The sequence below is a fragment of the Hafnia sp. genome (assembly GCF_036648275.1).
Lineage (GTDB): Bacteria > Pseudomonadota > Gammaproteobacteria > Enterobacterales > Enterobacteriaceae > Hafnia > Hafnia alvei.
The window spans coordinates 11,799-36,080 of the sequence record NZ_JAVXIQ010000003.1; the positions used below are offsets into that span (position 1 = coordinate 11,799).

General features: G+C 50.1%; 21 protein-coding genes. 12 read left to right on the top strand and 9 right to left on the bottom strand.

From position 1 onward, the window contains the following. Window positions 1-3: 3 nt before the first annotated feature. Complete coding sequence (gene tauA, locus RSC70_RS04225; RefSeq protein WP_234618659.1) at window positions 4-1,002, bottom strand: taurine ABC transporter substrate-binding protein; 999 nt, start codon at window positions 1,000-1,002, stop codon at window positions 4-6. Between the two features lie 214 nt (window positions 1,003-1,216). Continuing rightward, window positions 1,217-1,822 carry a LysE family translocator gene (locus RSC70_RS04230; protein ID WP_046460040.1) on the bottom strand — a complete coding sequence of 202 codons (606 nt, stop codon included), beginning with the start codon at window positions 1,820-1,822 and terminating at the stop codon, window positions 1,217-1,219. Window positions 1,823-1,920: 98 nt separating this feature from the next. Here RSC70_RS04230 and RSC70_RS04235 point away from each other — a divergent pair, with 98 nt between their 5' ends. The 4 genes from RSC70_RS04235 to RSC70_RS04250 all read left to right on the top strand — a co-directional run bounded on the left by RSC70_RS04235 (window position 1,921) and on the right by RSC70_RS04250 (window position 6,004). Continuing rightward, complete coding sequence (locus RSC70_RS04235; RefSeq protein WP_332541907.1) at window positions 1,921-2,901, top strand: hydrolase; 981 nt, start codon at window positions 1,921-1,923, stop codon at window positions 2,899-2,901. Continuing rightward, entirely contained in the window at window positions 2,898-3,134 is a 237-nt protein-coding gene (locus RSC70_RS04240; protein WP_234618660.1) for a YheU family protein, read from the top strand. The genes RSC70_RS04235 and RSC70_RS04240 overlap by 4 nt, the downstream gene beginning before the upstream one ends. Window positions 3,135-3,239: 105 nt before the next feature. Continuing rightward, a complete protein-coding gene (locus tag RSC70_RS04245) occupies window positions 3,240-5,099 on the top strand; it encodes a DUF4153 domain-containing protein (RefSeq protein WP_332541800.1) in 1,860 nt (619 codons plus the stop codon). Between the two features lie 35 nt (window positions 5,100-5,134). Beyond that, a complete protein-coding gene (locus RSC70_RS04250) occupies window positions 5,135-6,004 on the top strand; it encodes a phosphoribulokinase (protein ID WP_025799235.1) in 870 nt (289 codons plus the stop codon). Window positions 6,005-6,013: 9 nt separating this feature from the next. Here RSC70_RS04250 and RSC70_RS04255 read toward each other — a convergent pair whose 3' ends face one another. Together RSC70_RS04255 and RSC70_RS04260 are read right to left on the bottom strand one after the other, a co-directional pair. Continuing rightward, the gene (locus tag RSC70_RS04255; RefSeq protein ID WP_332541802.1) at window positions 6,014-7,195 is read right to left on the bottom strand and encodes an amidohydrolase; all 1,182 of its coding nucleotides are present in this window, start codon (window positions 7,193-7,195) and stop codon (window positions 6,014-6,016) included. 15 nt (window positions 7,196-7,210) lie between these two features. Further along, window positions 7,211-8,416, bottom strand: a complete 1,206-nt coding sequence (locus RSC70_RS04260; RefSeq protein WP_332541803.1) for an MFS transporter — start codon at window positions 8,414-8,416, stop codon at window positions 7,211-7,213. Window positions 8,417-8,607: 191 nt separating this feature from the next. Here RSC70_RS04260 and RSC70_RS04265 point away from each other — a divergent pair, with 191 nt between their 5' ends. Then, a complete protein-coding gene (locus RSC70_RS04265; protein ID WP_332541804.1) occupies window positions 8,608-9,519 on the top strand; it encodes a LysR substrate-binding domain-containing protein in 912 nt (303 codons plus the stop codon). Window positions 9,520-9,524: 5 nt separating this feature from the next. Here the strand turns inward: RSC70_RS04265 and RSC70_RS04270 are convergent, their stop codons facing one another. After that, window positions 9,525-9,932: an OsmC family protein gene (locus tag RSC70_RS04270; RefSeq protein ID WP_025799244.1), complete on the bottom strand. Its 408-nt coding sequence runs from the start codon at window positions 9,930-9,932 to the stop codon at window positions 9,525-9,527. A 329-nt stretch (window positions 9,933-10,261) separates the two neighbouring features. Here RSC70_RS04270 and crp point away from each other — a divergent pair, with 329 nt between their 5' ends. Continuing rightward, window positions 10,262-10,894, top strand: coding sequence for a cAMP-activated global transcriptional regulator CRP (crp, locus tag RSC70_RS04275; RefSeq protein ID WP_004090925.1), 633 nt, complete (start codon window positions 10,262-10,264; stop codon window positions 10,892-10,894). Window positions 10,895-10,937: 43 nt separating this feature from the next. Beyond that, the gene (locus tag RSC70_RS04280) at window positions 10,938-13,016 is read left to right on the top strand and encodes a YccS/YhfK family putative transporter (RefSeq protein WP_040046988.1); all 2,079 of its coding nucleotides are present in this window, start codon (window positions 10,938-10,940) and stop codon (window positions 13,014-13,016) included. On the opposite strand, the gene argD is transcribed toward RSC70_RS04280, so the two are convergent. Beyond that, complete coding sequence (argD, locus tag RSC70_RS04285) at window positions 13,013-14,233, bottom strand: bifunctional acetylornithine/succinyldiaminopimelate transaminase (RefSeq protein WP_149228449.1); 1,221 nt, start codon at window positions 14,231-14,233, stop codon at window positions 13,013-13,015. The two genes, RSC70_RS04280 and argD, sit on opposite strands and share 4 nt — an antisense overlap. 225 nt (window positions 14,234-14,458) lie before the next feature. Here argD and RSC70_RS04290 point away from each other — a divergent pair, with 225 nt between their 5' ends. Together RSC70_RS04290 and RSC70_RS04295 are read left to right on the top strand one after the other, a co-directional pair. Continuing rightward, window positions 14,459-15,988 carry a helicase HerA-like C-terminal domain-containing protein gene (locus RSC70_RS04290; protein WP_332541805.1) on the top strand — a complete coding sequence of 510 codons (1,530 nt, stop codon included), beginning with the start codon at window positions 14,459-14,461 and terminating at the stop codon, window positions 15,986-15,988. A gap of 87 nt (window positions 15,989-16,075) precedes the next feature. Continuing rightward, complete coding sequence (locus RSC70_RS04295; protein ID WP_063586266.1) at window positions 16,076-16,651, top strand: aminodeoxychorismate synthase component II; 576 nt, start codon at window positions 16,076-16,078, stop codon at window positions 16,649-16,651. A 64-nt stretch (window positions 16,652-16,715) separates the two neighbouring features. Here RSC70_RS04295 and ppiA read toward each other — a convergent pair whose 3' ends face one another. Then, on the bottom strand, window positions 16,716-17,282 hold the full coding sequence (ppiA, locus tag RSC70_RS04300; protein ID WP_040046992.1) for a peptidylprolyl isomerase A: 567 nt from the start codon (window positions 17,280-17,282) through the stop codon (window positions 16,716-16,718). Window positions 17,283-17,719: 437 nt separating this feature from the next. Between ppiA and RSC70_RS04305 the strand changes: the two genes are divergently transcribed. The 3 genes from RSC70_RS04305 (at window position 17,720) to tsgA (ending at window position 21,461) form a co-directional block, all read left to right on the top strand. Next, window positions 17,720-19,027: a 6-phospho-beta-glucosidase gene (locus RSC70_RS04305; protein WP_332541806.1), complete on the top strand. Its 1,308-nt coding sequence runs from the start codon at window positions 17,720-17,722 to the stop codon at window positions 19,025-19,027. A gap of 66 nt (window positions 19,028-19,093) precedes the next feature. After that, a complete protein-coding gene (locus tag RSC70_RS04310) occupies window positions 19,094-20,071 on the top strand; it encodes a LacI family DNA-binding transcriptional regulator (RefSeq protein WP_234618668.1) in 978 nt (325 codons plus the stop codon). Between the two features lie 205 nt (window positions 20,072-20,276). Then, window positions 20,277-21,461: an MFS transporter TsgA gene (gene tsgA, locus RSC70_RS04315; RefSeq protein WP_025799261.1), complete on the top strand. Its 1,185-nt coding sequence runs from the start codon at window positions 20,277-20,279 to the stop codon at window positions 21,459-21,461. A gap of 69 nt (window positions 21,462-21,530) precedes the next feature. Here tsgA and codA read toward each other — a convergent pair whose 3' ends face one another. Then, window positions 21,531-22,814 (bottom strand): cytosine/isoguanine deaminase, encoded by a 1,284-nt coding sequence (codA, locus tag RSC70_RS04320; protein WP_332541807.1) that lies wholly within the window; start codon window positions 22,812-22,814, stop codon window positions 21,531-21,533. Then, window positions 22,804-24,075, bottom strand: a complete 1,272-nt coding sequence (gene codB, locus RSC70_RS04325) for a cytosine permease (RefSeq protein ID WP_130934883.1) — start codon at window positions 24,073-24,075, stop codon at window positions 22,804-22,806. The genes codA and codB overlap by 11 nt, the downstream gene beginning before the upstream one ends. Window positions 24,076-24,282 lie beyond the last annotated feature (207 nt).

Sequence of the window (24,282 nt, forward strand, 5' to 3'; positions counted from 1 at the left end):
TCCTTATGACTGAGGCTCAGCCTGCACTTGCTTCACAAACTGGTTATTCACAAAGCTACGGTAATCTGCGGCCACCTGAGGAATTTTGCCCTGCTGCTGCAAAAACACGGCGGTATCATGAATGGCTTTATCTACCGGCTGGCCCAGCTCATTAACCTGCTCGGCAACGGGCAGATAACGGTTTCCCTTCACCAATCCTGGAACCTGATCTTGCGGTACACCGCTCAGTTTGGAGAGCTTGTCGACATTCTGTCCGTCTTTCAGCCACTGTTCAGGCGCTGCCAAATAGGCCTTCTGTGCCGCTAACGTCGTGCGCGCAAATGCGGTTACAACATCGGGATGCTGCTGTGCAAAGTCTTTACGTACAACCCATACGTCCAGCGTCGGTGCGCCCCATTTGCCAACCTGTTCTGAGTCAGTTAATACGCTACCTGTTTTCGCCAATTCGTTAACCGCTGGAGCCCAGACATAAGCGCCATCGATATCACCACGCTGCCATGCCGCCGCAATCGCCGGTGGCTGAAGGTTTAAAATGGTGAGCTGATCGGGTTTGATACCCCAATGCTTAAGCGCCGCAAGCAGGCTATAGTGCGTGGTTGAAACGAAAGGAACGGCAATACGCTTACCGATAAGATCCTGCGGAGATTTAATCTCTCTTTTCACCACCAGCGCTTCTGAGTTCCCCAACTGAGAGGCCAGCAGGAACACTTCAATGGGCAAGCCTTGGCTCACCGCCGCGGCCAACGGGCTAGATCCGATATTGCCAATCTGCACGTCACCGGAAGCTAAGGCTTTCACCACGCTTGAGCCGCTATCGAACTTGCGCCAATCCACCTTCGCGCCAGAGGCTTTGGCAAAGGCGTTATCCGCCTGTGCCACTTTGGCCGGTTCTGCGGAAGTTTGATACGCCACGGTCACATCAAGTGCATAGGCACTCGTTGCGGCTAACGAGAGGGTGAGAAACGCAGCCACGCTACGTAAAGAAAAGGGTTTATTCGCCATCATCTGCTCCGCTTATTTTTCTGTGTCAGGAGCACAATGCCCTGCGTTGAACACAGTTTTAGCTGAGCGCGATTTAGTTAAGAAGGAATAAAAAAGTATTCTTTATTCCAAATAGAGATAATTGAAGTTTGGCGTCTGAGCGACTAGGGTCAATGTTATCGACGGCATATCACTAAGAAATGAGAGCGTCTCCAGCGAACCGGAGACGTAAGAATCAATGCCAAATGAGCAAGACACAGGCGGCGGTCAGCAATCCCATGGAGATATTAAACGTAAACCAGGCGCGGCGGCTGTTCAGCAAGCGGCCAATCACGGTGCCAAAACCTAGCCAAATAATACCGGAGACTAAATTGACCAAGACCATCGCGACGCTGATCGCAATAATGGAATGATTATATTCAGAACCCGCAAGGCTGAAACTGGCGACGGCCCCTAATCCCATCAGCCATGCTTTGGGGTTTAAAAACTGAAGCAACCAGCCTTGGTACCAGTTAACCGGCTTTTTGACTTTTACCGCGGTAGGGTCAAGCTTTTCATAGCTGGAGGTCGCTATTTTCCAAGCGATGTACAGCAGATATAAGCTGCCCAATATTTTTAGGGCGGTATGCAACGTAGGGTAAACCAGCAGCAGGCTACCAACGCCAAACGCCACTAAAAGCAGCAGCGACTGCATTCCAAGCATAATGCCCAACATCAACGGCACCGAACGCATAAAGCCAAAGTTCGCCCCCGACGAGGTCAGCAGCATATTATTTGGCCCAGGCGTGATCGCCGCGACCCACAAAAACCCTAGCATTGAAAGAAATAGACCAAGTTCCATTTGTTGGGCACTCCCACCCCTTTATGTTTGTCGTGACCTTGAAGCTATCAGTGTGATATTGATCGCACAAGAACGATGACATGAAAATTAATCACCTTATGAATAATCAATTCTCTCCTATGCGCGGAATAAGTAATCCGCACCTGCAAACCATTTTGCCAAGGTTATTCCGGCGCAAGCCGCTATTACAGCCACACTGGCAGCGCTTAGCCTTACCCGACGGTGACTTTATTGACCTAGCGTGGAGCGAGCCGCCCGAACAGGCGCAGCATAAGCCGCGAGTGGTGCTATTTCATGGTTTGGAAGGGAGTTTCTACAGCCCCTACGCACATGGTTTGCTGCACGCATGGAAAGAAGCCGGATGGCTAGGCGTGGTCATGCATTTTCGCGGCTGTAGCGGCGAGCCAAATAAAATGAACCGCATCTACCATTCAGGCGAAACCGAAGATGCTCGCTTCTTCCTCAACTGGCTACGCGAAACTTACAGTGAGGCGCCGACTGCCGCCGTGGGTATTTCACTCGGCGGCAATATGCTGGCTTACTATTTAGGCCAAGAAGGCGCCAATGCCACGCTCAATGCCGCCGTTATTGTTTCCGCCCCGCTGATGTTGGAGCCCTGCTCATATCGGCTAGAACAAGGCTTTTCGCGCGTTTATCAAAGTTATCTCTTAGGCCAGCTCAAGCAGAACGCTCAGCGTAAGCTCGAACGCTACCCAAACACCTTACCGTTGAACTTAAAAACGCTGAAAGGCTTAAAACGCATTCGCGATTTTGATGATGTGATTACCTCGCGTATCCACGGATTTGATAACGCCACGGATTACTACCGTCGCTGTAGCGCCCTGCCGCTGTTGCCAAAAATCACCGTGCCGCTGCTCATCATCCACGCTAAAGACGATCCGTTTATGACGCCGGAAGTGATCCCACGGCCAGAAGATTTACCGCCTAATATTGAATATCAGCTCACCGAATTTGGTGGACACGTTGGCTTCATCGGTGGCAGTTTTAACAAACCTCAGATGTGGTTAGAACAACGCATCCCCTCTTGGTTAACCCCATTTTTGGAGAACACGCAGTGATTATCCCTTGGGAAAACTTGGCCGCAGATACGCTGGATAGTTTGATCGAATCCTTTGTTCTGCGCGAAGGCACGGACTATGGCATACATGAAAAGTCATTGACGCAAAAGGTTGAAGACGTGCGTCGGCAGCTAAAAAATGGTGAAGCCGTTTTAGTGTGGTCAGAGCTGCACGAAACGGTCAATATCATGCCTAAAGGGCAGTTCCGAGATGCACCGGAAGAGTATGAGTAGCCTTTAAACATCCGGTTAATAAAACCAATATTAAGTAAAGGCATCCAAATATTTTGACTGGTTTGATGTCAAAAAGCGGCGCTTAAACAATCAGGAGAAGCAGGGATGTCTCTACGTTCACAAAACGTCACCCAACATAGTTTCGAATCTAAAATATCGCCCTCGGATTTACCGTTCAACACTCGCATATTGATTATTATCGCGTGTCTCATGCAGGGTGCTTTGCTCTACCTAAGCAACGACTTCAGCACTCAAGAGTGGAGATTAGCCCATAAGACCACGCTGCTGTATGTGCAGGTATTATCACTATCTCTACCTTTGTTGTTCGTCTTGTCGGTTAATACATTACGCAACAAAACGCTCTGGAAAGCGCTGCTCGCCTATACCGTTGTTTTTGTCGCCATGACTACGTGGGTAAATTGGAACGACGTCGGCATAAGGGATTATGGAACCAACATCCTGACCACATTTTATTTTTCTCTTGCCGCGATTATCTTTGTCACCCTGCCATGGCTGCAGGTGCGAATAGAAAACCCAAACTCACCAGCCAACTACGCTGATTTGCACGACTCTATTTGGAAAAATACCATCACCGTTGTATTAACCCTGCTTATTGCGGGCTTGATGTGGGGAATTTTGTCGCTGGGCGCAGGCCTCTTCAAATTGATTGGTATTGATTTCTTTTACAATCTTTTCTTTAAGCACCAAATATTCACATACTTTGCCAATAGCTTAGTTCTCGCCATCGGCGTTCTAATCTGTCGGACCAACCAAAAGTTAATCATCACGGTACGCAAACTACTCTCTCTGGTGGTGAAAGGCTTGCTTCCGCTGCTGTCGTTTTTCGCGCTGATTTTTATCTTCAGTTTACCGTTTACAGGGATAAACACCTTAGCCAAGCAGTGGTCGTCAGCCACTACGCTACTTACCACCATGTCTCTGCTATTGGCTCTGTTGGTTAATGCGGTATACCTCAGCGCCGACAATGCTGAGCAGAAACCCTATCCAAGAGCCATTCGCTATATCATCAACGGCTCCCTGCTTGCTTTGCCCATCTACGCGATATTGTCCACGTATTATTTAGGTCTACGGATCGTGCAATACGGCTGGACACCCGAGCGGCTATGGGCTGCTGTCGTTGTTGGTTTATCGCTTTGTCTGAGCATCGCATACGCAACCGCCGTAGTACGCAAAAACACAATCTGGCTTCACTCTCTGGGCAATATCAATAAAAAGATGATGTGCCTGATCGGGGTTATTCTCATTCTGTGCAATTCGCCAATCCTCGACCCGTATCGTATTAGCGTAAACAACCAGATGCAGCGTTATGCCACAGGAAAGGTATCACCGGATAAGCTGGATCTCAGCATGCTACGTTTTGACGCAGGCCGTAGAGGCAACGATGCCCTTCAAGCACTACGCCACGATGCCAAATTTATCAGCGATCCCGGTCGAAAATTAAAACTGGAAAAAATACTGATACAAACCAATCGCTGGGGGGGTTATGACAATGATGGTAATCAACAAAAACCCGCGATACTTACGGTGGAGAACGCACGTAAAAACATACAGCTCGCCGCAGGAGTCACTCCGCCAGCCCCAAGTTGGTGGGCATCGCTATCAGAAAATAGCTATCGAGCAGAGCGCATGGATGATTGCTATCTGCTAGCCAATAGCTGCGTTTTAACAACGTTGGATCTGAACGGGGATGGGAAACAAGAACCTATCCTATGCAGTTTCAGCGATCCCCAAGCGCCATTCTGTCAAGTTTATGCCCAGCGTGAGGGGAAATGGACCGTGATTAACAAAATGGACTTTGATGACTACTTAGCTCAAAACAAGCACGATAGCGCTAAGCTCAAAAGTCTCATTTTGAATGGCCAATTAAAAACAAAACCAAAAGAGTGGAGCGATATCCAGATTCAGGATACAACCATAGAGATGAATTATTACGGTGTAAGATAAACCGTTAATCCCCAATCACTGGAGCCGTGTTATCTATGTCAGCCAAACACCCGATTATTGCAGTAACCGGCTCCAGTGGTGCCGGTACCACCACCACCAGCGTCGCCTTCCGTAAAATTTTTCAGCAATTCCATCTCAAGGCTGCTGAACTGGAAGGCGACAGTTTTCACCGCTATACGCGACCAGAAATGGACGCGGCAATTCGTAAAGCTCGCGAACAAGGCCGCCACATCAGCTATTTCGGCCCCGAAGCCAATGACTTCTCTTTTCTAGAACAAAGCTTTCTTGAATACGGCCAGCACGGTCGCGGGCGTTCCCGTAAATATCTGCATACCTACGATGAAGCCGTTCCCTACAATCAGGTTCCGGGTACGTTTACCCCATGGGAAGCGCTGCCAGAACCTACTGACGTGCTCTTTTACGAAGGGCTGCACGGCGGCGTTGTCACCCAGCAGCATAACGTGGCGCAGCACGTCGATTTACTGGTAGGCGTGGTGCCAATCGTCAATCTGGAGTGGATCCAAAAATTAGTACGAGACACCGGCGAGCGCGGCCATTCACGTGAAGCCGTGATGGATTCGGTGGTGCGTTCAATGGAAGATTACATCACTTACATCACGCCGCAGTTCTCTCGCACCCATATCAACTTCCAGCGCGTGCCTACGGTCGATACTTCCAACCCTTTTGCCGCCAAAGCGATCCCTTCCTCCGATGAAAGTTTCGTCGTGATCCATTTTCAGGGCTTAGACAACATTGATTTCCCTTACCTATTAGCGATGTTGCAAGGGTCATTTATTTCACACATCAACACGTTGGTGGTTCCAGGTGGAAAAATGGGGCTGGCGATGGAATTGATCATGACGCCGCTGGTGCAGCGCCTGATCGAAGGGAAAAAGATCGAATAACCGCGCCGATTATTCAGCCATTAATAGATACTGAATAAAACCCAGATGTAGCTTCAAGCCGATACGCATAGCGTCCTCATCCAATTTAAATTTTGGATTGTGGACGCCATAAACCGCACCCAAATTTTCATTCCCGCTGCCGATAAACAGAAAACAGCCCGGTACTTTCTCCAGATAAAAAGAGAAGTCCTCGCCGCCAAACATCGGCGCGGGCATTTCAAGCACGGTTTCTTTTCCGAGTTGCCGTTCAATAACCTCACGCGCAATCCGGCTCGCCTCAACGTCGTTATTGCCGATGGTATAGCCTTGCGTCCAGCGAATATCATAATCCGCGCCGTGCGCCTGCGTAATTCCGGCGACGGTTTGCTCAACAAGCTGCGGCACCTTTTCCCGCACGCCCGCCACATGAGTGCGCAAAGTGCCAGCCAAAGAAGCCGTTTGAGGGATCACGTTGTAGCCGCCCTCTGATTTAAACGTCGCCACGGTTAATACCGGTGTCTGCAAAGGATCGATTTTACGCGCGACGATATTTTGCATCGCTGTGACCACCTCAGCACCAATCACCACCGGATCGATACACAGCTGCGGCATGGAGCCGTGACCGCCTTTTCCTTTGATGGTGATATCAAAGTTGTCGCTGGATGCGCAAAATACCCCCGATTTCCAGCCCACGACGCCCGTCGGGAAATTCGGCATGACGTGCAAACCAAAAATCATGTCCACGCCGTCTAAAACACCGAGCTTAATCAGCTCTTGTGCGCCACCGGGCGGAACTTCCTCGGCGTGCTGAAATATAAAGCGCACCTGCCCACGTAATTGGCAGTGACATTGTGCTAAAACACTGACCGCCCCCATCAGCATGGCCGCATGTGAATCATGTCCGCATGCGTGCATCACACCAGAATGCGTTGAGGCAAAAGGCTCTTCGCTCTCTTCCTGAATTGGCAATGCATCAATATCAGCGCGTAACGCATAGCGAGGGCCGCTCAATGCCCCCACTAAATCAACCACCACGCTGTTATTCGTCGGGCGCGATATCGAAATGTTCTCTACATGAGACAGCTCGTCAGCAATATAGTCGGCTGTTTTCTGCTCTTGGAAGGAGAGTTCAGGGTTTGCATGAATGTGCCGACGCCAACGAATAACATCCGGCATAACAGATAACAACATAGCATCAAGTTCAAATTTCATCGTACATCTCCCCCGTTACGCAGCTTCACGAACCGGGCTATAAGTTTTACCTGCCAAGGGCAGGATCACCAGCCCAGAGACAATCATGACCACAACCAGAAAAACAAAAGTAGAAAAATAGCCTTGGCTCATCTTCACCAGATACCCCATGGCAATCGGCGCAACAAAACCGCCCAAGGTGCCGCCGGTATTAATAATCCCCATCGCGGCGCCCATGACGTCAGCCGGCAAACGTTTCATCGGTAAAGTGAAAACGGTGACAAACGACGCCATGAGGAACACATAGCCGAAGAATAAAAACAGGCTGGCCGAAATAGCCGAAGACGTGGCGTAAACCAACCCAATACACACCGCGCTCAGCAATGAACACGAACAAACCACTTTGTGCTCTTTACCCTGCATGTATTTACCAACGAAATAACCGGTGCACAAAGATGAAATCCACATCCCCAGACCGCCCGCCGCGGCCACTAAGCTGGATACGCCCAACGGCAGCCCACGATTTTGCACCAAGAATTTAGGCAACCATGCCATCAGCCCGTAGGAAGGAATGTTCAAACAAAAAATGGCGATAAACAGCAAAATAACGATAGGGCTTTTCAGCAGTTGGCGATAAGGCACGCTTTTCTGCTGGATAGCAGATGTTGGCAATGCCCGCTGTGGATTTGGCACCAGCCACAAAATACAGCCCGAGATGATAAAAGCCAAAATCCCCAACGACGCAAAAGACCCGCGCCAGCCAATATGTTCAAGGCAATATACCGCCACCAACGGGCCTAACGTCATTGCCAACCCCGCCGAGGACAGCAGAATAGACTGCGCAAAAGTGCGCTGCTCAACGGGGAAATTGGCCGTCACCGCTTTCGCACAGGAGGTCGGGTAGCCCGCATGTCCCATACCCGCCAGAAAACGAAACGTCAGCAATAAACCAAAAGTGAACCCCAACCAGCCAAAGCACATAGCAAATCCGCCCAGCAGGAACAGTGAGCTACACAAGACTTTTTTGAATCCAAAGCGATCGTTAAGCCAACCGGCGGGGATCTGAAAAATAGAATAGGCGAGGAAAAAAACGCCGGTGATATAGCCTAATTGTTCAGGCTGGAGCGAAAACTCACGTTCGATAGGCAGCAGAGCAAACCCCACCACGGTTTTGTCGATATAAACAATGGCGTAACCGATAAACAGTAAAAAAATCATCAATGAACGGCGCTGAAATTGCATAGCCAAACTCCTCGCTGAACGGCGTCAACCCTGACAGAGGCTCAAACGCATAGGGGTGCTTATGTGATGTGCATCGTTTTCATTTTATTAACTGCGCGCCAGATGGCATTGATGAAAATATCGTCTTTACCCACACCGTGTAAGATGTCATTTTTTTTGGGGTGATGCTTTTTATTGATAGGGGAAGCGCGGTGAAATATCTGCCAAAAATTCAGCAGCTAAAAACGTTTCAGGAAGTGATTCGCCGTGGAAGTATTCGCGCCGCCGCGCGTGCGCTAAGCCTGTCACAGCCAGCAATAAGCAGAGCAATCAAAGAATTGGAACATACGCTGAATACACAGCTTATCGTGCGCGGGGCCAAAGGAATGATGCTAACTGAAACAGGAAGCGCATTTGCGGCACGCTCGCAGCTTATTTTGGAAGAACTACAGCGTGCGGCAGATGAAATTGAACAAATAAGCCAATATTCTCAAGGCTCGGTGTCTGTTGGCTTTTCATCGCTGATTGCTTTAACCGTGTTTCCTCAGGCTGCGGATACCTTTAAGTCTCAGTTTCCGCAGGCCAATATACATGCCAAAGAGGCTCAGCTCTCGACGCTTCTACCAGCCTTACGTGAAGGAAGGCTCGATTTTGCCATCGGCACGCTAACAGCCGAAACTACGCCAATAGATCTGGTTCGTGAGCCATTATTTGAATCGCCCTTTTGCATTATCGCTCACCGCGACAACCCATTTGCTCAAGCGAAATCGTTAGAAGAGCTGAAGCACGCAAAATGGCTGATACCTGAAACCGATATGGGTTACTACCAGCAGCTAGAATCAGCTATGGGGAATTTTTACCACCAGCTTAGCCAATCACCCATCCGAACGGACTCCGTGGTGTGCGGATTAAGCCTGGTGCAACAGGCACAATATCTGACCATCGTGGCTCGGGCGATGCGGGCACCGCTGGGATTAGGTAATACGCTTTGTTCATTGCCTATCGACGATTTACCTACCGCCCAGTATTGCGTGTTTTATTCACAAAAATCGCCGCTCACCTTAACGGCGCGGCGATTCTTGGATTTATTACGTTGGGAATGCCAGAACTATGTTTGGGAGTAAAGACGTTACTCAACCACGATAGTTTCAAAGCTGTGGGTAATATTCACCGCTTGACCCAACATCAACGCTACCGAGCAATACTTCTCGGCCGATAAGGCGACTGCGCGTTCAACGGCTTTATCGGTCAGCCCTTTGCCAGTAACAACGAAATGCAGATTGATATGAGTAAACAAGCGAGGGGCTTCTTCGCGGCGCTCAGAGGTTAATTTCACTTCACAGTCGCGCACGTCCAGTCGCCCTTTCTGCAAAATAGAAACCACGTCAATCGCACTGCATCCACCCGCAGACATCAGCACCATTTCCATTGGGCTTGGTGCTTTATCGCCAGCGTTTCCATCCATAAGAATCTGGTGTCCTGAAGCGGATTCACCCAGAAAAGTCATCCCTTCAACCCATTTCACTCGTGCCTGCATGTTTATCACCCCTTTGGTTAAATTTTGGCATCAGACTACGCTTTCTATAAAAAACAGGCAATCCGAGGCCTCACTTCTTGATGCTGAAGCGAGACAACACAAGACACCTGCACAAAGCTGTGCTACAAACTATGCCGAAATGGATCTTTATGGATTGAAACGGGTATAGATCAATAACTCTAGGAAATAATTACCTTAGCCTATTACTCTATATCTCGATTATGAAGTGCTATACAAGTTAATAAGCAAAGCCCCGTGCCACGATAAGCACACTGTCAGGATCAGTATCCCGATATTAGGGCAGCGATAACAACAGAGGATAATAGCGAATGGTTCTCGGCAAACCGCAAACAGACCCGACTCTTGAATGGTTCTTGTCTCATTGCCATATCCACAAGTATCCGTCCAAAAGTACCCTGATCCACCAAGGTGAAAAGGCTGAAACCCTGTACTACATCGTTAAGGGCTCCGTTGCTGTATTGATTAAAGATGAAGAAGGCAAAGAAATGATCCTTTCTTATCTGAATCAGGGCGATTTCATTGGTGAACTAGGCTTATTTGAGGAAGGGCAAGAACGTAGCGCCTGGGTTCGTGCAAAAACCGCCTGTGAAGTGGCTGAAATTTCTTACAAGAAATTCCGCCAGCTCATTCAGGTCAATCCAGATATTCTGATGCGCCTTTCTGCTCAGATGGCTAGCCGTTTACAGGTTACCTCTGAAAAAGTCGGCAACCTTGCATTCTTGGACGTAACCGGTCGTATCGCTCAGACCCTGCTGAATCTGGCCAAACAGCCAGATGCCATGACTCATCCAGATGGTATGCAGATCAAGATCACTCGTCAGGAAATTGGCCAGATCGTTGGCTGCTCCCGTGAAACCGTTGGTCGTATTCTGAAGATGCTGGAAGATCAAAATCTGATCTCCGCACACGGAAAAACCATCGTCGTTTACGGCACTCGCTGATAGATGACACCCGTGTAGCCATGCTGCACGGGTTTCTTTAGCTATGTGGCGGCGGTTCATCTACCACCCGGAAGTCAACTACGCACTGCGTCAAACGCTGGTGCTGTGTCTTCCTGTGCTATTCGGCCTGTTGATAGGTAATCTACAACTTGGGCTGATGTTCTCTTTAGTTCCCGCCTGCTGCAATATCGCCGGGCTCGATACTCCGCATAAACGCTTTATTAAACGATTAGTCGTTGGCGGCAGCCTATTTGCCTTCAGCAGTTTTCTGCTACAACAATGCTTACTCTGGCAAATTCCCCTACCGCTGATCATGCTCGGTTTAGCCCTGTTGCTAGGCGTTAACGGTGAAATTAGCCCACTACACGCACGGCTTATGCCTGCCGCGCTGGTTGCCTCTATTTTTACCCTGAGTATGGCGGGAAGCGTGCCGATCTGGCATGGGCCACTGCTGTATATTGTCGGCACTATTTGGTATGGCGCTTTCACATGGTTTTGGTTTCTGCTGTGGAAAGGACAACCGATCCGCGAAAACCTCAGCCAACTCTACGTTCAGCTTGGCGACTACATGGAAGCCAAATACAGCCTGCTAACTCAGCATATCGATCCTGAAACCGCGCTGCCCCCGTTGCTGCAACGCCAGCAAAAAGTGATGGATCTTATTGCTCAGATCTATCAGCAAATGCACATGCTTTCGTTGGTGCATAATCCTGAATACAAACGCCTGCTGCGCTATTTTCAGGTCGCATTAGATTTGCAAGAACACATCACCGTTAGCCTGTCTCAGCCGGATGAAGTACAAAAGCTGGTCGAAAAAAGTCAGGCCGAAGCGATTTTACGCCGCAATGCTCAGGTCATTACAGAACGACTCAAAACGGTTGCCGACGATATTTTGTATCACCGTTATCCTCAACATTTCTCGATGGATAATGAGTTATCTGCGCTAGAAAAACTGTCTAATCAGCACCCAGACAACCCCGTTGGCAAATTCTGTTATTACCATTTTAGCCGTGTGGCTCGTCTGCTAGAGCGCCAACGCCCATTATATCAACGCAATCTGATGTCTACTCAGCAACGGCTTCCTTTCTGGCCTGCGCTGCGCGCCTATCTTTCGTTGAAGTCAGTAGCACTGCGCAACGCCGCCCGATTAGGCATTACGCTGGCGGCGGGCAGTAGCCTCGGCATGTTATTCCATCTGCCAAAGCCCTATTGGGTTTTGCTGACCATCATGCTGGTGATCCAAAATGGCTATAACGCGACGCGCGTTAGGATCCAGCACCGTGCGCTAGGCACCTTTGTTGGGTTAATTGTTGCCGCAGGGCTACTGCAGCTCAACCTGCCGTTGAACGTCACGCTAAGCTGCATGCTGGTGATAACCATCGCCGCTTATTTGGTTCTCAGGAAAAATTACGGGCTGGCCGTGATCGGTTTCACCATCACAGCGGTGTATACGCTTCAGCTGTTACAGCTTAATGGGATTCATTTCTTGGTTCCGCGCCTCATAGATACGGTTCTCGGCTGTATTCTTGCGTTTGCCAGCACCATCTGGCTGTGGCCACAGTGGCAAAGCGGCTTGCTACGCAAAAATGCGCATCAGGCATTGGAAGCCTACCAAGACGAGCTGCGCCTTTTACTCTCGCCTGAGCCTAAAACGTCCGCGCTAGCCTATGCACGTATGAAGGTAAATCAGGCACACAATGCCGTCTTTACTTCGCTGAATCAGGCGATGCAGGAACCGGGATTTGATTCACGTTATTTAACGGATATGCGCCTGTGGATCACCCACAGTCAGTTTATCGTTGAGCATCTCAATGCCATGACGATCCTCGCACGCGATCACTACATGCTCACCGAGAATCTGGCACAGGATTATTTACAGCGTTGCGAAATTGCGTTGCAGCTTTGTCAGCAACGTTTAGAGCACGATGGCCCAACGCTCAATGACAACGCCGCCGTATTTCAGTCTGACGATCAAGAAACTAACGGTATGCCCGTTACGCAAATTGAAGTGCATCTACGACGCATCATTGCGCACTTACGCGCCATGCATACCATTTCGTCGATAGCATGGCGGCAACGGCCACATCACGGGATTTGGATGAGCCGTAAACTCAGGGATTAATTGCCACCCACGACTTTGGCAATCGCTTTTTCCAGCCGTGCCATGCCCTCATGGATATCGGCAAACTCGATAACCAACGATGGTGCAAACCGCAAAATATCCGGCCCCGCGTTCAGCAGCATAAGTCCTTCACTCGCGGCGGCATGCAAGATATCTCGCGCCTTACCGTGATAGGCAGGGCTCAGCTCAGCACCCAGCAACAACCCCATGCCACGCACCTGAGTGAAGATGTTGTACTGGGCATTGATCTTCTCCAGCGCTTCCACAAATAGGCCGTGGCGCTCTTCAATTCCCGCCATCACCTCAGATGTATTAATCACGTCCAAAGCCGCCTCAGCAACCGCACAGGCCAGTGGATTACCGCCATAGGTAGTACCGTGGGTGCCCACCTGCATGGCACTGGCAATTTCATGAGTTGTTAACATGGCGCTAATAGGAAACCCTCCGCCCAATGCTTTGGCGGTGGTGAGAATATCCGGCGTCACGCCGTAGTGCATGTAAGTAAATAGTTTACCGGTTCGGCCCATGCCGCTTTGTACTTCATCAAAAACCAACAGCGCCTGATGCCGATCGCAGAGTTCACGCACGCCTTGCAAGAAGCTTTGCGTCGCAGGCATCACGCCGCCCTCACCCTGAACGGGCTCAAGCACCACCGCACAGGTATGATCGTCGATAACGGCGCGAACGGCGTCTAAATCATTAAATGGCACATGTACAATGTCGGCAGGTTTCGGACCAAAGCCGTCTGAATATTTTGGCTGACCACCTACGGAAACCGTAAATAACGTGCGGCCATGAAAGGCGTGGTGGAAGGCAATAATTTTGGATTTAAAAGGGCTAATTTTGCTAGAGGCATAGTAGCGAGCCAGTTTGAACGCCGCTTCGTTTGCCTCCGCGCCGGAGTTTGCAAAGAAGACACGCTCGGCAAAGGTGGCATCAATCAGCTTTTGTGCCAGACGTAGCGCAGGCTCATTGGTGAAAACATTACTTACATGCCACAGCTTTTCGCCTTGCTCATGCAGCGCAGCAACCAGCGCAGGATGGCAATGCCCTAATGCAGTCACGGCAATCCCCCCCGCAAAATCCACATACTCTCGCCCTTGCTGATCCCACACTCGGCTTCCTTTACCGCGCACAGGAACGAAATCTGCCGGTGCATAGATAGGCAACATCACCTTTTCAAATGTGTCTCTTGCAACTGCCTGCTGCTTCGCCATTACTTTTCCACCTTATTCGCATCGCCAACAACGACCTGCTGGCTACCAAATGAAAATATAATCATAAAATATGCATAATAAATCATTTTATGGCAACCGTAATTTGCGTTTGTTTTGCCAAAATCTCCCCGTTCAATAACAGCGGTTAAAGTTGAGACTAAGGTTCAGCGTGCTTATACTTTGAACTTGGAAGTTACGTTCCGCCTCTTCACTTAAGGACTGACCATGAGCGCTCCGCTTACCATTGCTAAGAATCAAAAAGTCACGCTGCAACTTCTTCCGGCGCTGGCCAACCGCCACGGATTGATTACCGGCGCAACGGGTACGGGGAAAACCGTGACCCTACAAAAAATGGCAGAGCAGTTCTCTCGTATTGGTGTTCCCGTATTTTTGGCCGACGTAAAAGGCGACTTATCCGGCATCGCCGCTGCCGGCACGCCTTCCGATAAATTACAAAAAAGATTAGATGCTTTGCAGGTGACCGACTGGTCGCCGCAGGCGTGTCCGATCATTCCGTGGGATATTTTTGCCAAAAAAGGTCATCCTATTCGTGCCACGGTGTCAGATTTAGGCCCGCTGTTGCTATCTCGCCTGCTGGACTTAAACGACGTGCAATCCGGCGTGTTACAGCTGGTGTTTAAAATTGCCGATGACAGCAACCTGCTTCTGCTCGATATGAAAGACCTTCGCGCCGTGGTGCAGTTCGTTGGGGATAATGCCAAACAGTTCACCACCCAGTATGGCAATATTTCTACCGCGTCTATCGGCGCTATTCAGCGCGGATTACTAACGCTGGATCAGCAAGGTGGCGATCATTTCTTTGGTGAGCCCATGTTAGATATCAAAGATCTGATGCGCTGCGACGCCAACGGGCAAGGCATTATTAATCTGCTGGCCGCCGACAAACTGATCAATCAGCCGAAACTCTACTCGGTATTTCTCCTGTGGCTGCTGGCCGAGCTGTTTGAACAGCTGCCTGAGGTCGGTGACGTTGAGCAACCAAAGCTGGTGTTCTTCTTCGATGAGGCCCATTTGCTGTTTAACGACGCGCCTAGCGCCCTGCTGGATAAAATAGAGCAGGTAGTACGCCTGATCCGTTCTAAAGGCGTCGGGATCTATTTCGTCACCCAGAACCCACTGGATATTCCTGACAATGTTCTCGGCCAACTGGGCAATCGCGTTCAACATGCGCTACGCGCGTTTACCCCACGCGATCAAAAAGCCGTGAAAGCCGCAGCGCAAACCCTGCGCGCAAATCCCGAATTCAGCACCGAGCAGGCCATTACCGAGCTGGGCGTAGGCGAAGCGTTGGTTTCATTCCTGGATGAAAGCGGCCGTCCAACCATCGTTGAGCGCGCGATGGTTATCGCACCCGAATCCCGTATGGGGCCGTTAACCGCCGATGAATTGAATCACGCCCTAAATCATTCACCGTTATATGGCCGCTATGACGAAGCCGTCGATCGTGAATCTGCCTATGAAAAAATCACCCAGCAGGGCTTCAGTACGGTTGAAAGCGGGGATGAGAAGGCCAGCGCTGACGACGTGAAAAAACCAGAGGCCAACGCGCAAGAAGGCGGCGGATTGATGGGCAGCTTAAATGAAATTCTGTTCGGCACCACCGGCCCTCGCGGCGGTAAGAAAGATGGCGTGGTACAAACCGCCGCAAAAAGCATGGCGCGTCAGGTAGGAAGCTCGCTCGGCCGCCAAATTTTGCGCGGCGTTTTAGGCTCGATTATGGGCGGGCGTAAATAACCCCCTGCTTTCTTATGCTCTTACTTATGCCCCGCATGATTTATCATCGGGGCATCTGATGTCATTTCCGAACAAAGCGAACCTCTGATGCTGTTGTTGATCGATAACTACGACTCCTTTACCTACAACCTCTACCAATACTTTTGTGAACTCGACGCCGACGTTATCGTCCGCCGCAACGACGATCTCACTCTTGAACAAATTGAAGCGCTGGCGCCTTCACATTTAGTGATATCACCTGGGCCTTGCACGCCAAACGATGCAGGAATTTCTTTAGCAGCCATCACACACTTTGCGGGGAAAATACCGTTGTTAGGCGTGTGCTTAGGTCATCAGGCATTGGGGCAGGTTTTCGGCGCCAACGTGGTTCGCGCCCGTCAGGTCATGCATGGCAAAACCAGCGCGATTCGCCATACCAACAGCGGCGTATTCCATGGTTTAAATAACCCGTTAACGGTAACGCGCTACCATTCACTGATTCTGGAAAAAGAGACGCTGCCCGATTGCCTAGAGATTACCGCGTGGAGTGAACGCAACGGCGAACCTGACGAGATTATGGGCGTGCGACATCGCACTCTAGACGTTGAGGGCGTACAGTTTCATCCAGAAAGTATTTTAAGCGAGCAGGGCCACCAGCTATTGAAGAATTTTTTGCAGCGCTAGAAACAAAATTCCCGCCAACAGCGGCGGGAATCTCAGCTCATAACATCAAACCGAATATCAGAGATTATGGCAGTACTTTTGCCGAGGTAATCACGATCGGCTTAGAAGGGACATTCTGGTATGGACCGACGTTCTCAGTACGCACCTGAGCAATTTTGTCGACAATATCCATCCCCTTCGTCACTTTACCAAATACCGCATAGCCAAAATCACGCTGGCCGTGATCTAAGAAAGCATTGTCGGCAACGTTAATGAAGAACTGGCTGGTTGCACTGTCTTTTTCAGCGGTACGCGCCATAGCGATGGTGCCGCGCAGGTTACGCAAACCGTTATCCGCTTCATTTTTGATTGGTGCATTCGTGGTTTTCTGCTGCATGTCGGCAGTAAACCCACCGCCCTGCACCATAAAACCTGGGATCACACGATGAAAAATCGTGTTGTTGTAATACCCGCTGTTCACGTAGTCGAGGAAGTTCTTCACCGACACCGGCGCTTTTTGACTATCCAACTCAATTTCAATATTACCAGCGGTCGTCGACAGTAAAACATGGCTGTTGGCAGCCAATGCGGCCGGAGCCAATACCGTCAGCGAAAATAGCGCGGTTAGGGTGACGAATACTCTCTTGAACATGACACATCCTTTCTCAGCGGGCTTTTTCAAAGCAGGTGAACAACAAATTAACTTATCGATTCTAATTAGGCGCTAGCCTATTAGCTACCCATTTACTCACATTTACTCACATTTACTTAACGATGGGATAAGTCTGAAAAAATGCCGCCTCTTAGCGACGAAAAACACCTAATTTTGCAATCAAGATCACACTTCATCCTCTACCTAATTATTCAAAAATGAATTTTTGCGAACTGACTCGCAAACCGATTAATGGAAGTTGCTAGTCTTAAACTCAAATGAGAGCGCTCTCATTTTATGATCAACGCAAAATACGCTATCTGATTTATCAGGTTTATGAGGCGGGTGATAAACCCAACGCTATTTATCTCGCTGCTCCTCGTGTTGTCCTGATGATCATCGAAATCCTCATTGCCAGATAAAACGGAGACACTCGCATGATCCCGATAAAAGTTGCCATCATCGGCGGAGGCAGTAGTTATACACCGGAGTTGGTTGAAGGCATTATCCAGCGGGCTAAGCAAATTCCGCTGTCTGAGCTGGCGTTGGTTGACGTTGAAGCAGGCCGCCACAAGGTTGAGATCATTGCCGACCTCACACGCCGAATGCTGGCACGCAATGGCTTTGAGCAGGTGAAAGTCAGCGTTCATTTCACCCCCGACGATGCTATTCGTGGAGCCAGTTTTGTATTAACCCAGCTGCGCGTAGGCCAGTTACCGGCGCGTGCGGCGGATGAACGCCTCGGCTTAAAGTTTGGATTAATTGGGCAAGAAACCACCGGCGTCGGCGGTTTTGCCAAAGCGCTGCGCACGATCCCCGTGATGCTAAACATCGCCCGTAAAGTTGAACAGCTGGCACCCGATGCCTGGATCATTAATTTCACCAATCCAGCAGGTATCGTTACCGAAGCGGTTTCTCGCTATACCAAGGCCAAAATCATTGGCCTGTGCAACGTCCCCGTCACCATGCACCACATGATTGCCAAAATGCTGCAACGACCATATCGAGACGTCCAGCTACGTTTCGCTGGCCTCAACCATATGGTTTGGGTGCATCAGGTCACCGCTGATGGGCAAGACCAGACGCAACGGGTGATCGACATGCTCTGCGACGGCGCAGCACTCACCATGAATAACATCAAAGAAGAGCCGTGGCCGCCGGAGTTTCTGCGCGCGCTAGGTGCCATACCCTGCCCCTATCACCGCTATTTCTATCGAACCCGCACGATGTTGAAGGATGAAATCACCGAGGCAAGCGCCGAAGGCACCCGCGCTGAACAAGTGATGGAAGTCGAGAAAGCGCTCTTTGCGCTGTATGCCGACCCGAATTTAGACCACAAACCAGAACAGTTAAGTTTCCGCGGTGGCTCATTTTATTCAGAGGTTGCGCTGGAGCTCATGTGTGCGATCCACAATAATCTTGGCACCCGTTTAGTGGTCAACACGCCAAACCGTGGGGCTATTCACGATCTGCCTGCTGATGCCGTTATTGAAACTGACTGCATTGTGGATGCCCAAGGCGCGCACCCTCTCGCATTCGGTTCACTCCCCGTTTCCATGGTGGGCCTCACGCAACAGGTAAAATCGTTCGAGCGTCTGACGATCGAAGCCGCCGTACACGGTGACAGAAAATCTGCGCTGCTAGCGCTAGTCACTAACCCGTTAATCGGCGATGCGGGACTGGCTTCACCTTTATTGGATGAAGTACTGGCCGTAAACAAAGCGTATCTGCCACAATTTAATTAACCTCAATACCTTCGTTGCTTCGCCGCAAGAAGGAACTTGGATTCAATCATCATAAGGAATTTGACCATGACGACGCTTGAAGACGTTGCAGCATTTGCCGGCGTATCTCGCGCCACCGTTTCACGCGTGGTGAATGGCGATAGCAACGTCAAAGAAAAAACGCGTCTCATGGTTGAAGCCGCCATCACCGAGTTAGGTTATAGCCCACACCCAGCCGCACGGGCACTGGCGTCTAACCAAAGCCAAACGATCGGCTTAGTCACAACCTCTTACCGCGGTGGTTTTTTTGGCGCGCTAATGGATAACGTGCAAAGTGAAGCCGAAAGCCGCCGTAAACAGCTTCTAGTGACTCAGGGAAAAAATAGCGCTGACAATGAATGGCAGGCCATTCAGCGTTTATACAACCTACGCTGTGATGGGCTGATCCTGCACGTGAGAGCGCTGAGCGATGAGCAACTCTGTACGCTAGCGCAAGAAGGCAAAGCCTTTATGATTTTGGATCGTTTGGTGCCGGGCCTTGAAGATCGCTGCGTCGCCTTCGATCATCACCGCGCCAGCCAAATGGCCACCAAACAGCTGATTGATTTAGGCCATACAAAAATTGCCTGTATCAGCGGCCCTTCCTCTCGTCATTCCAGCCAGCTACGCCGCCAAGGTTTTCTCGATACGATGAACGCCGCCGGGCTGCTGCCCGTGGCCTGTTTAGAAGGTGATTATGATATGCAAAGCGGTTATCAGATGGCGGACAAACTTTTGCAAAGCCGACGACCGACCGCGATCTATTGCTGCAATGAAGAGATGGCGATTGGCGCACTGCTGGCGATCACCGAGCATCGCTTAACGATCCCAAACGATATCTCACTGATTTGCTATGACAGCGGCGAACGGGCGGCCTTTGTGCGTCCTGCATTAACCAGTATTCATTTCCCTATCACCGATATGGCTCGCCATGCCACCGAGCGCCTTATCGATCCCGAATGCATACCGGAAGTTTTTATGCCGACCATCATCGATCGTGGTTCGGTCATTGCCGCCAAAAGGTAATTTGTGACGATCTGAGTTCAATAATTTCTACTCAGATCGCTTTTGTAAGAAACTCATTCATATCGTTACAGCAAAAAATCGACATATATCACAAAAATCGCCTACAACTATGCTAGGATTCGCCGCCTTGTGGGATCGATTATTCTTAGTTTGATCCTTCGTAAATACTTTCCTATTTCTCAATACTACTGACACGGGCCTTGCTATGACCAACAGCAACCGCATTCGCCTAACATGGATCAGTTTCTTCTCCTATGCGCTTACCGGTGCATTGGTGATCGTCACCGGGATGGTGATGGGCAATATCGCAGAATACTTTAATCTGCCGATTTCCAGCATGAGTAACACTTTTACGTTTCTTAATGCCGGTATTTTGGTCTCAATTTTCCTTAACGCATGGTTAATGGAAATTATCCCTCTTAAACGCCAGCTGATATTCGGCTTCGTGCTGATGATCTTAGCCGTTGCAGGCCTGATGGTCGGCCACAGTCTGGTGATGTTCTCTCTGTGCATGTTTGTACTGGGCGTGGTGAGCGGGATTACCATGTCTATCGGTACCTTCCTCATCACCCATATCTATGAAGGTCGCCAGCGCGGTTCACGCCTGCTGTTCACCGACTCCTTCTTCAGTATGGCAGGGATGGTGTTCCCCATCGTTGCCGCTACGCTGCTGGCGAATCATGTTACGTGGTACTGGGTTTACGCCTGCATCGGTGTGCTGTATCTGGCCATTTTCGTCCTGACGCTAATGTCTGACTTCCCTATTTTGGGTCAGAAAAAAGACGATCAGAGCGAGCCTGTGGTAAAAGAGAAATGGGGTATCGGCGTTCTCTTCCTGTCGATTGCCGCACTGTGCTACATCCTCGGCCAGTTGGGCTTTATCCAGTGGGTTCCAGAATACGCCAGCAAACATTTCAACATGAGCATCGAAGAAGCTGGCGCATTAGTCAGTAACTTCTGGACTGCTTATATGGTTGGGATGTGGATCTTCAGCTTCATTCTGCGCTTCTTCGACCTGCAACGCATCGTGACCGTTCTGGCTGCGCTCTCTACCGTGATGATGTACCTGTTCGTCACCACCGAGCAGGTTGGCATGCTGAGCCTGTACATTCTGGGTCTGGGCTTTGTCAGCAGCGCAATTTACACCACGCTGATTACGCTAGGCTCGCTGCAAACCAAAGTGTCTTCACCAAAACTGGTGAATTTCATTCTGACCTGCGGCACCATCGGTACCATGTTGACCTTCATTGTGACTGGCCCTATCGTGGCGAAAAGCGGTGCTCACGCAGCGCTGGCAACAGCCAATGGCTTGTACCTTGTGGTCTTCGTGATGTGTTTACTGTTGGGCTTCGTGACGCGTCACCGCCTGCACGGCCACAGCACTAAATAATTCGGGTTCTTCCTGATAAAAAAAACCGGCCTATAACAGGGCCGGTTTTTTATTGCCGCAATAACGCGATTAACGTTTAAAGTCGACGGTTTCAGGCTGCCCTAAATGCAGCGTGGTTTTCGCTGGCTGAGTGCAGGCAATCACTGCGCCGTGACGAACGGAATAACGAACAGGAACCTGACGGCGCACTGCATCAAAACCACTGTCTGCCGGTAATACGATCAGATTCGCACTGTTCCCCGCTGCAATACCATAATCCGTTAGATTCAACGTTTTCGCACTGTGGTGGGTAATCAAATTCACACCATCGTCAATTTGACCATAGCCCATCAGTTGGCAGACATGCAGCCCCATATGCAATACCTGCAGCATATTTGCCGTACCCAGCGGATACCATGGGTCAAACACGTCATCATGACCGAAGCAAACGTTAATGCCAGATTCCAGCATCTCTTTCACGCGGGTAATACCACGGCGCTTTGGATAGGTATCGAAGCGCCCTTGCAGATGGATATTAACCAGTGGGTTCGCCACAAAGTTAATCCCAGACATCATCAGCAAGCGGAATAAACGCGAAGTGTAGGCGCCATTATAGGAGTGCATCGCCGTTGTATGGCTCGCGGTTACGCGTGCGCCCATGCCTTCTCGATGTGCCAACGCGGCAACCGTTTCAACAAAGCGCGATTGTTCGTCATCAATCTCATCGCAGTGAACGTCGATCAGACGGCCATATTTTTGCGCCAACGCAAACGTCTTATGCAAAGACTCCACGCCGTATTCGCGGGTAAATTCAAAGTGTGGGATAGCGCCAACCACGTCTGCGCCCAAACGCATCGCCTCTTCCAACAGCGCTTCACCGTTGGGATACGACATAATTCCTTCCTGTGGGAAAGCAACGATTTGCAGATCAACCCACGGAGCCACTTCCTGCTTCACTTCTAACATCGCTTTTAGCGCCGTTAGCGTGGCATCAGAAACATCCACGTGAGTACGCACATGCTGAATACCGTTGGCGATTTGCCATTTCAGGGTTTGCCATGCGCGCTGTTTCACATCTTCATGGGTCAATAACGCTTTGCGCTCGGCCCAGCGCTCAATACCTTCAAACAGGGTTCCAGACTGATTCCAGCTTGGCTGCCCCGCCGTTTGGGTGGTGTCCAGATGAATATGTGGCTCAACAAAAGGCGGTAACACTAAGCCCTGTTCAGCGTCCAAACATTTCGTTGAAGCAGGCATCACGCCAGATTGCGCTTCAATTGAGGTTATTTTGCCGTCTTGAAGATGGATCTGCCAGAGCCCTTCCTTCCCCGCTAAGCGAGCGTTAATCACCGCCTGTAATGTGTTATTCGGCACCGTTTGCCTCCGCATTTGTTATTGTTGATCCTGCTGTCATTGCAGTTTTACGATTTAGAATTGGATTAAGCACTAGATAGCTCAACGCCCCGCCCAGCACCGCATTCACCGGAACCACACCCGGCAGCCAATGGCCAGCGGCAATCCCCAGCGCGACGGCCAGAATAGCGACCCAGTTTACGTTCATCATACGCGCGGTAGCAAAGTGCTCATAGCGGCGACGGTTCATCAGGTAGTCAGCGATGATAACGCCGCCCACCGGAGGGATAGCCGCAGACAAAAACGTCAGCCAGCCAACAAAATTGTTATACAGCCAAAGCGCGCAAATAGTGCCGATGATGCCGTTAATGATCGACAGCGTTTTACTCGACATACCAGTAATGTTGGCAAAACCCAATCCCGAGGCGTAAAGCGCATTGTCATTGGTGGTCCAGATATTCAGCCCTAGCACCACAATGGCGGGCAGCAACAGACCTTGAGCAATCATGACATCAGAGATATCCGCCATGCCCAATGCCGCCGCACCGGCCGCACCGAAAATAAACATCAAAGAGTTGCCGAGGAAAAACGCCACCATCGAAACCAGCACCGCCATTTTGGCATTACGCCCGAAGCGCACAAAGTCGGCGGTTAGCGTTCCCGCGCTGACAAAAGAGCCCACCACCAGCGCCAAAGCCACGTTAAAATCTAAAGGCTCAGCCGGAACCACAGATTTCAGCGCGTCTAATCCGCCCATGCCATGCACCGCGAGCCAGACTGAGTAGCCTCCTAAGCAAGCAATAGCAGGAACCGCAATCACCGAAAGCACCGTCAACGCTGAAATGCCAAAGAACACCGTCACCGTCATCAGCAATCCAGAGATTGCGATCAACCAATTAATATCCAGCCCGGTGGCTTTTCCTACTGGAATGGCAAACATCGCCACGCCGACGCCAAACCACCCTACCTGCGTTCCGCCCAGCAGCAGTGATGGCAGCCAAGAACCTTTAACACCAAAAGAGAATCGCGCAAGAAGATGTGTGGTGAGGCCCGTTTTAGCGCCGATGTAACCGAGAATAGAAGTATAAATACCGAGGAGAAGATTACCGAGGAGTACTGCGAGGAAGAAATCATGATAACTAAGACCGGTTCCGAGAGCGCCTCCGGTCCACATACTGGCGGAAAAGAAGGTTAATCCCAGCATGACGAACGTCAATGCTAATACCCCTTTCCGCGCCGACTGCGGTACAGGCCCCTGACTATAGTTGTTATCTTGCGACACGACATTCCTCCTTTCGCTGTTTTCAGGCCAAAAAATCCGCCGCATTCTATTCCTCTGCCGACAAAAAGCAATCGTTTTCGTATGGGCAATAAGAATTTTATAGGTTTCCTATGATTGAGCCGCTCCGGTTACAAGATTGCTTAAAAATAAAACAAAATAGCATTTCACTTTTCATGGCTCATTTATTATCAAACTGACACGTTTCAG

Excerpts from the sequence above, each read along its gene's own strand:
- RSC70_RS04305 (WP_332541806.1), top strand. The coding sequence starts at position 17,720 with ATGATCCCGATAAAAGTTGCCATCATCGGCGGAGGCAGTAGTTATACA.
- RSC70_RS04270 (WP_025799244.1), bottom strand. The coding sequence starts at position 9,932 with ATGCAGGCACGAGTGAAATGGGTTGAAGGGATGACTTTTCTGGGTGAA.
- RSC70_RS04235 (WP_332541907.1), top strand. The coding sequence starts at position 1,921 with ATGAATAATCAATTCTCTCCTATGCGCGGAATAAGTAATCCGCACCTG.
- RSC70_RS04260 (WP_332541803.1), bottom strand. The coding sequence starts at position 8,416 with ATGCAATTTCAGCGCCGTTCATTGATGATTTTTTTACTGTTTATCGGT.
- tsgA (WP_025799261.1), top strand. The coding sequence starts at position 20,277 with ATGACCAACAGCAACCGCATTCGCCTAACATGGATCAGTTTCTTCTCC.
- RSC70_RS04295 (WP_063586266.1), top strand. The coding sequence starts at position 16,076 with ATGCTGTTGTTGATCGATAACTACGACTCCTTTACCTACAACCTCTAC.
- argD (WP_149228449.1), bottom strand. The coding sequence starts at position 14,233 with ATGGCGAAGCAGCAGGCAGTTGCAAGAGACACATTTGAAAAGGTGATG.
- RSC70_RS04255 (WP_332541802.1), bottom strand. The coding sequence starts at position 7,195 with ATGAAATTTGAACTTGATGCTATGTTGTTATCTGTTATGCCGGATGTT.
- ppiA (WP_040046992.1), bottom strand. The coding sequence starts at position 17,282 with ATGTTCAAGAGAGTATTCGTCACCCTAACCGCGCTATTTTCGCTGACG.
- RSC70_RS04290 (WP_332541805.1), top strand. The coding sequence starts at position 14,459 with ATGAGCGCTCCGCTTACCATTGCTAAGAATCAAAAAGTCACGCTGCAA.
- crp (WP_004090925.1), top strand. The coding sequence starts at position 10,262 with ATGGTTCTCGGCAAACCGCAAACAGACCCGACTCTTGAATGGTTCTTG.
- RSC70_RS04280 (WP_040046988.1), top strand. The coding sequence starts at position 10,938 with ATGTGGCGGCGGTTCATCTACCACCCGGAAGTCAACTACGCACTGCGT.
- tauA (WP_234618659.1), bottom strand. The coding sequence starts at position 1,002 with ATGGCGAATAAACCCTTTTCTTTACGTAGCGTGGCTGCGTTTCTCACC.
- RSC70_RS04250 (WP_025799235.1), top strand. The coding sequence starts at position 5,135 with ATGTCAGCCAAACACCCGATTATTGCAGTAACCGGCTCCAGTGGTGCC.
- RSC70_RS04310 (WP_234618668.1), top strand. The coding sequence starts at position 19,094 with ATGACGACGCTTGAAGACGTTGCAGCATTTGCCGGCGTATCTCGCGCC.
- RSC70_RS04245 (WP_332541800.1), top strand. The coding sequence starts at position 3,240 with ATGTCTCTACGTTCACAAAACGTCACCCAACATAGTTTCGAATCTAAA.
- RSC70_RS04230 (WP_046460040.1), bottom strand. The coding sequence starts at position 1,822 with ATGGAACTTGGTCTATTTCTTTCAATGCTAGGGTTTTTGTGGGTCGCG.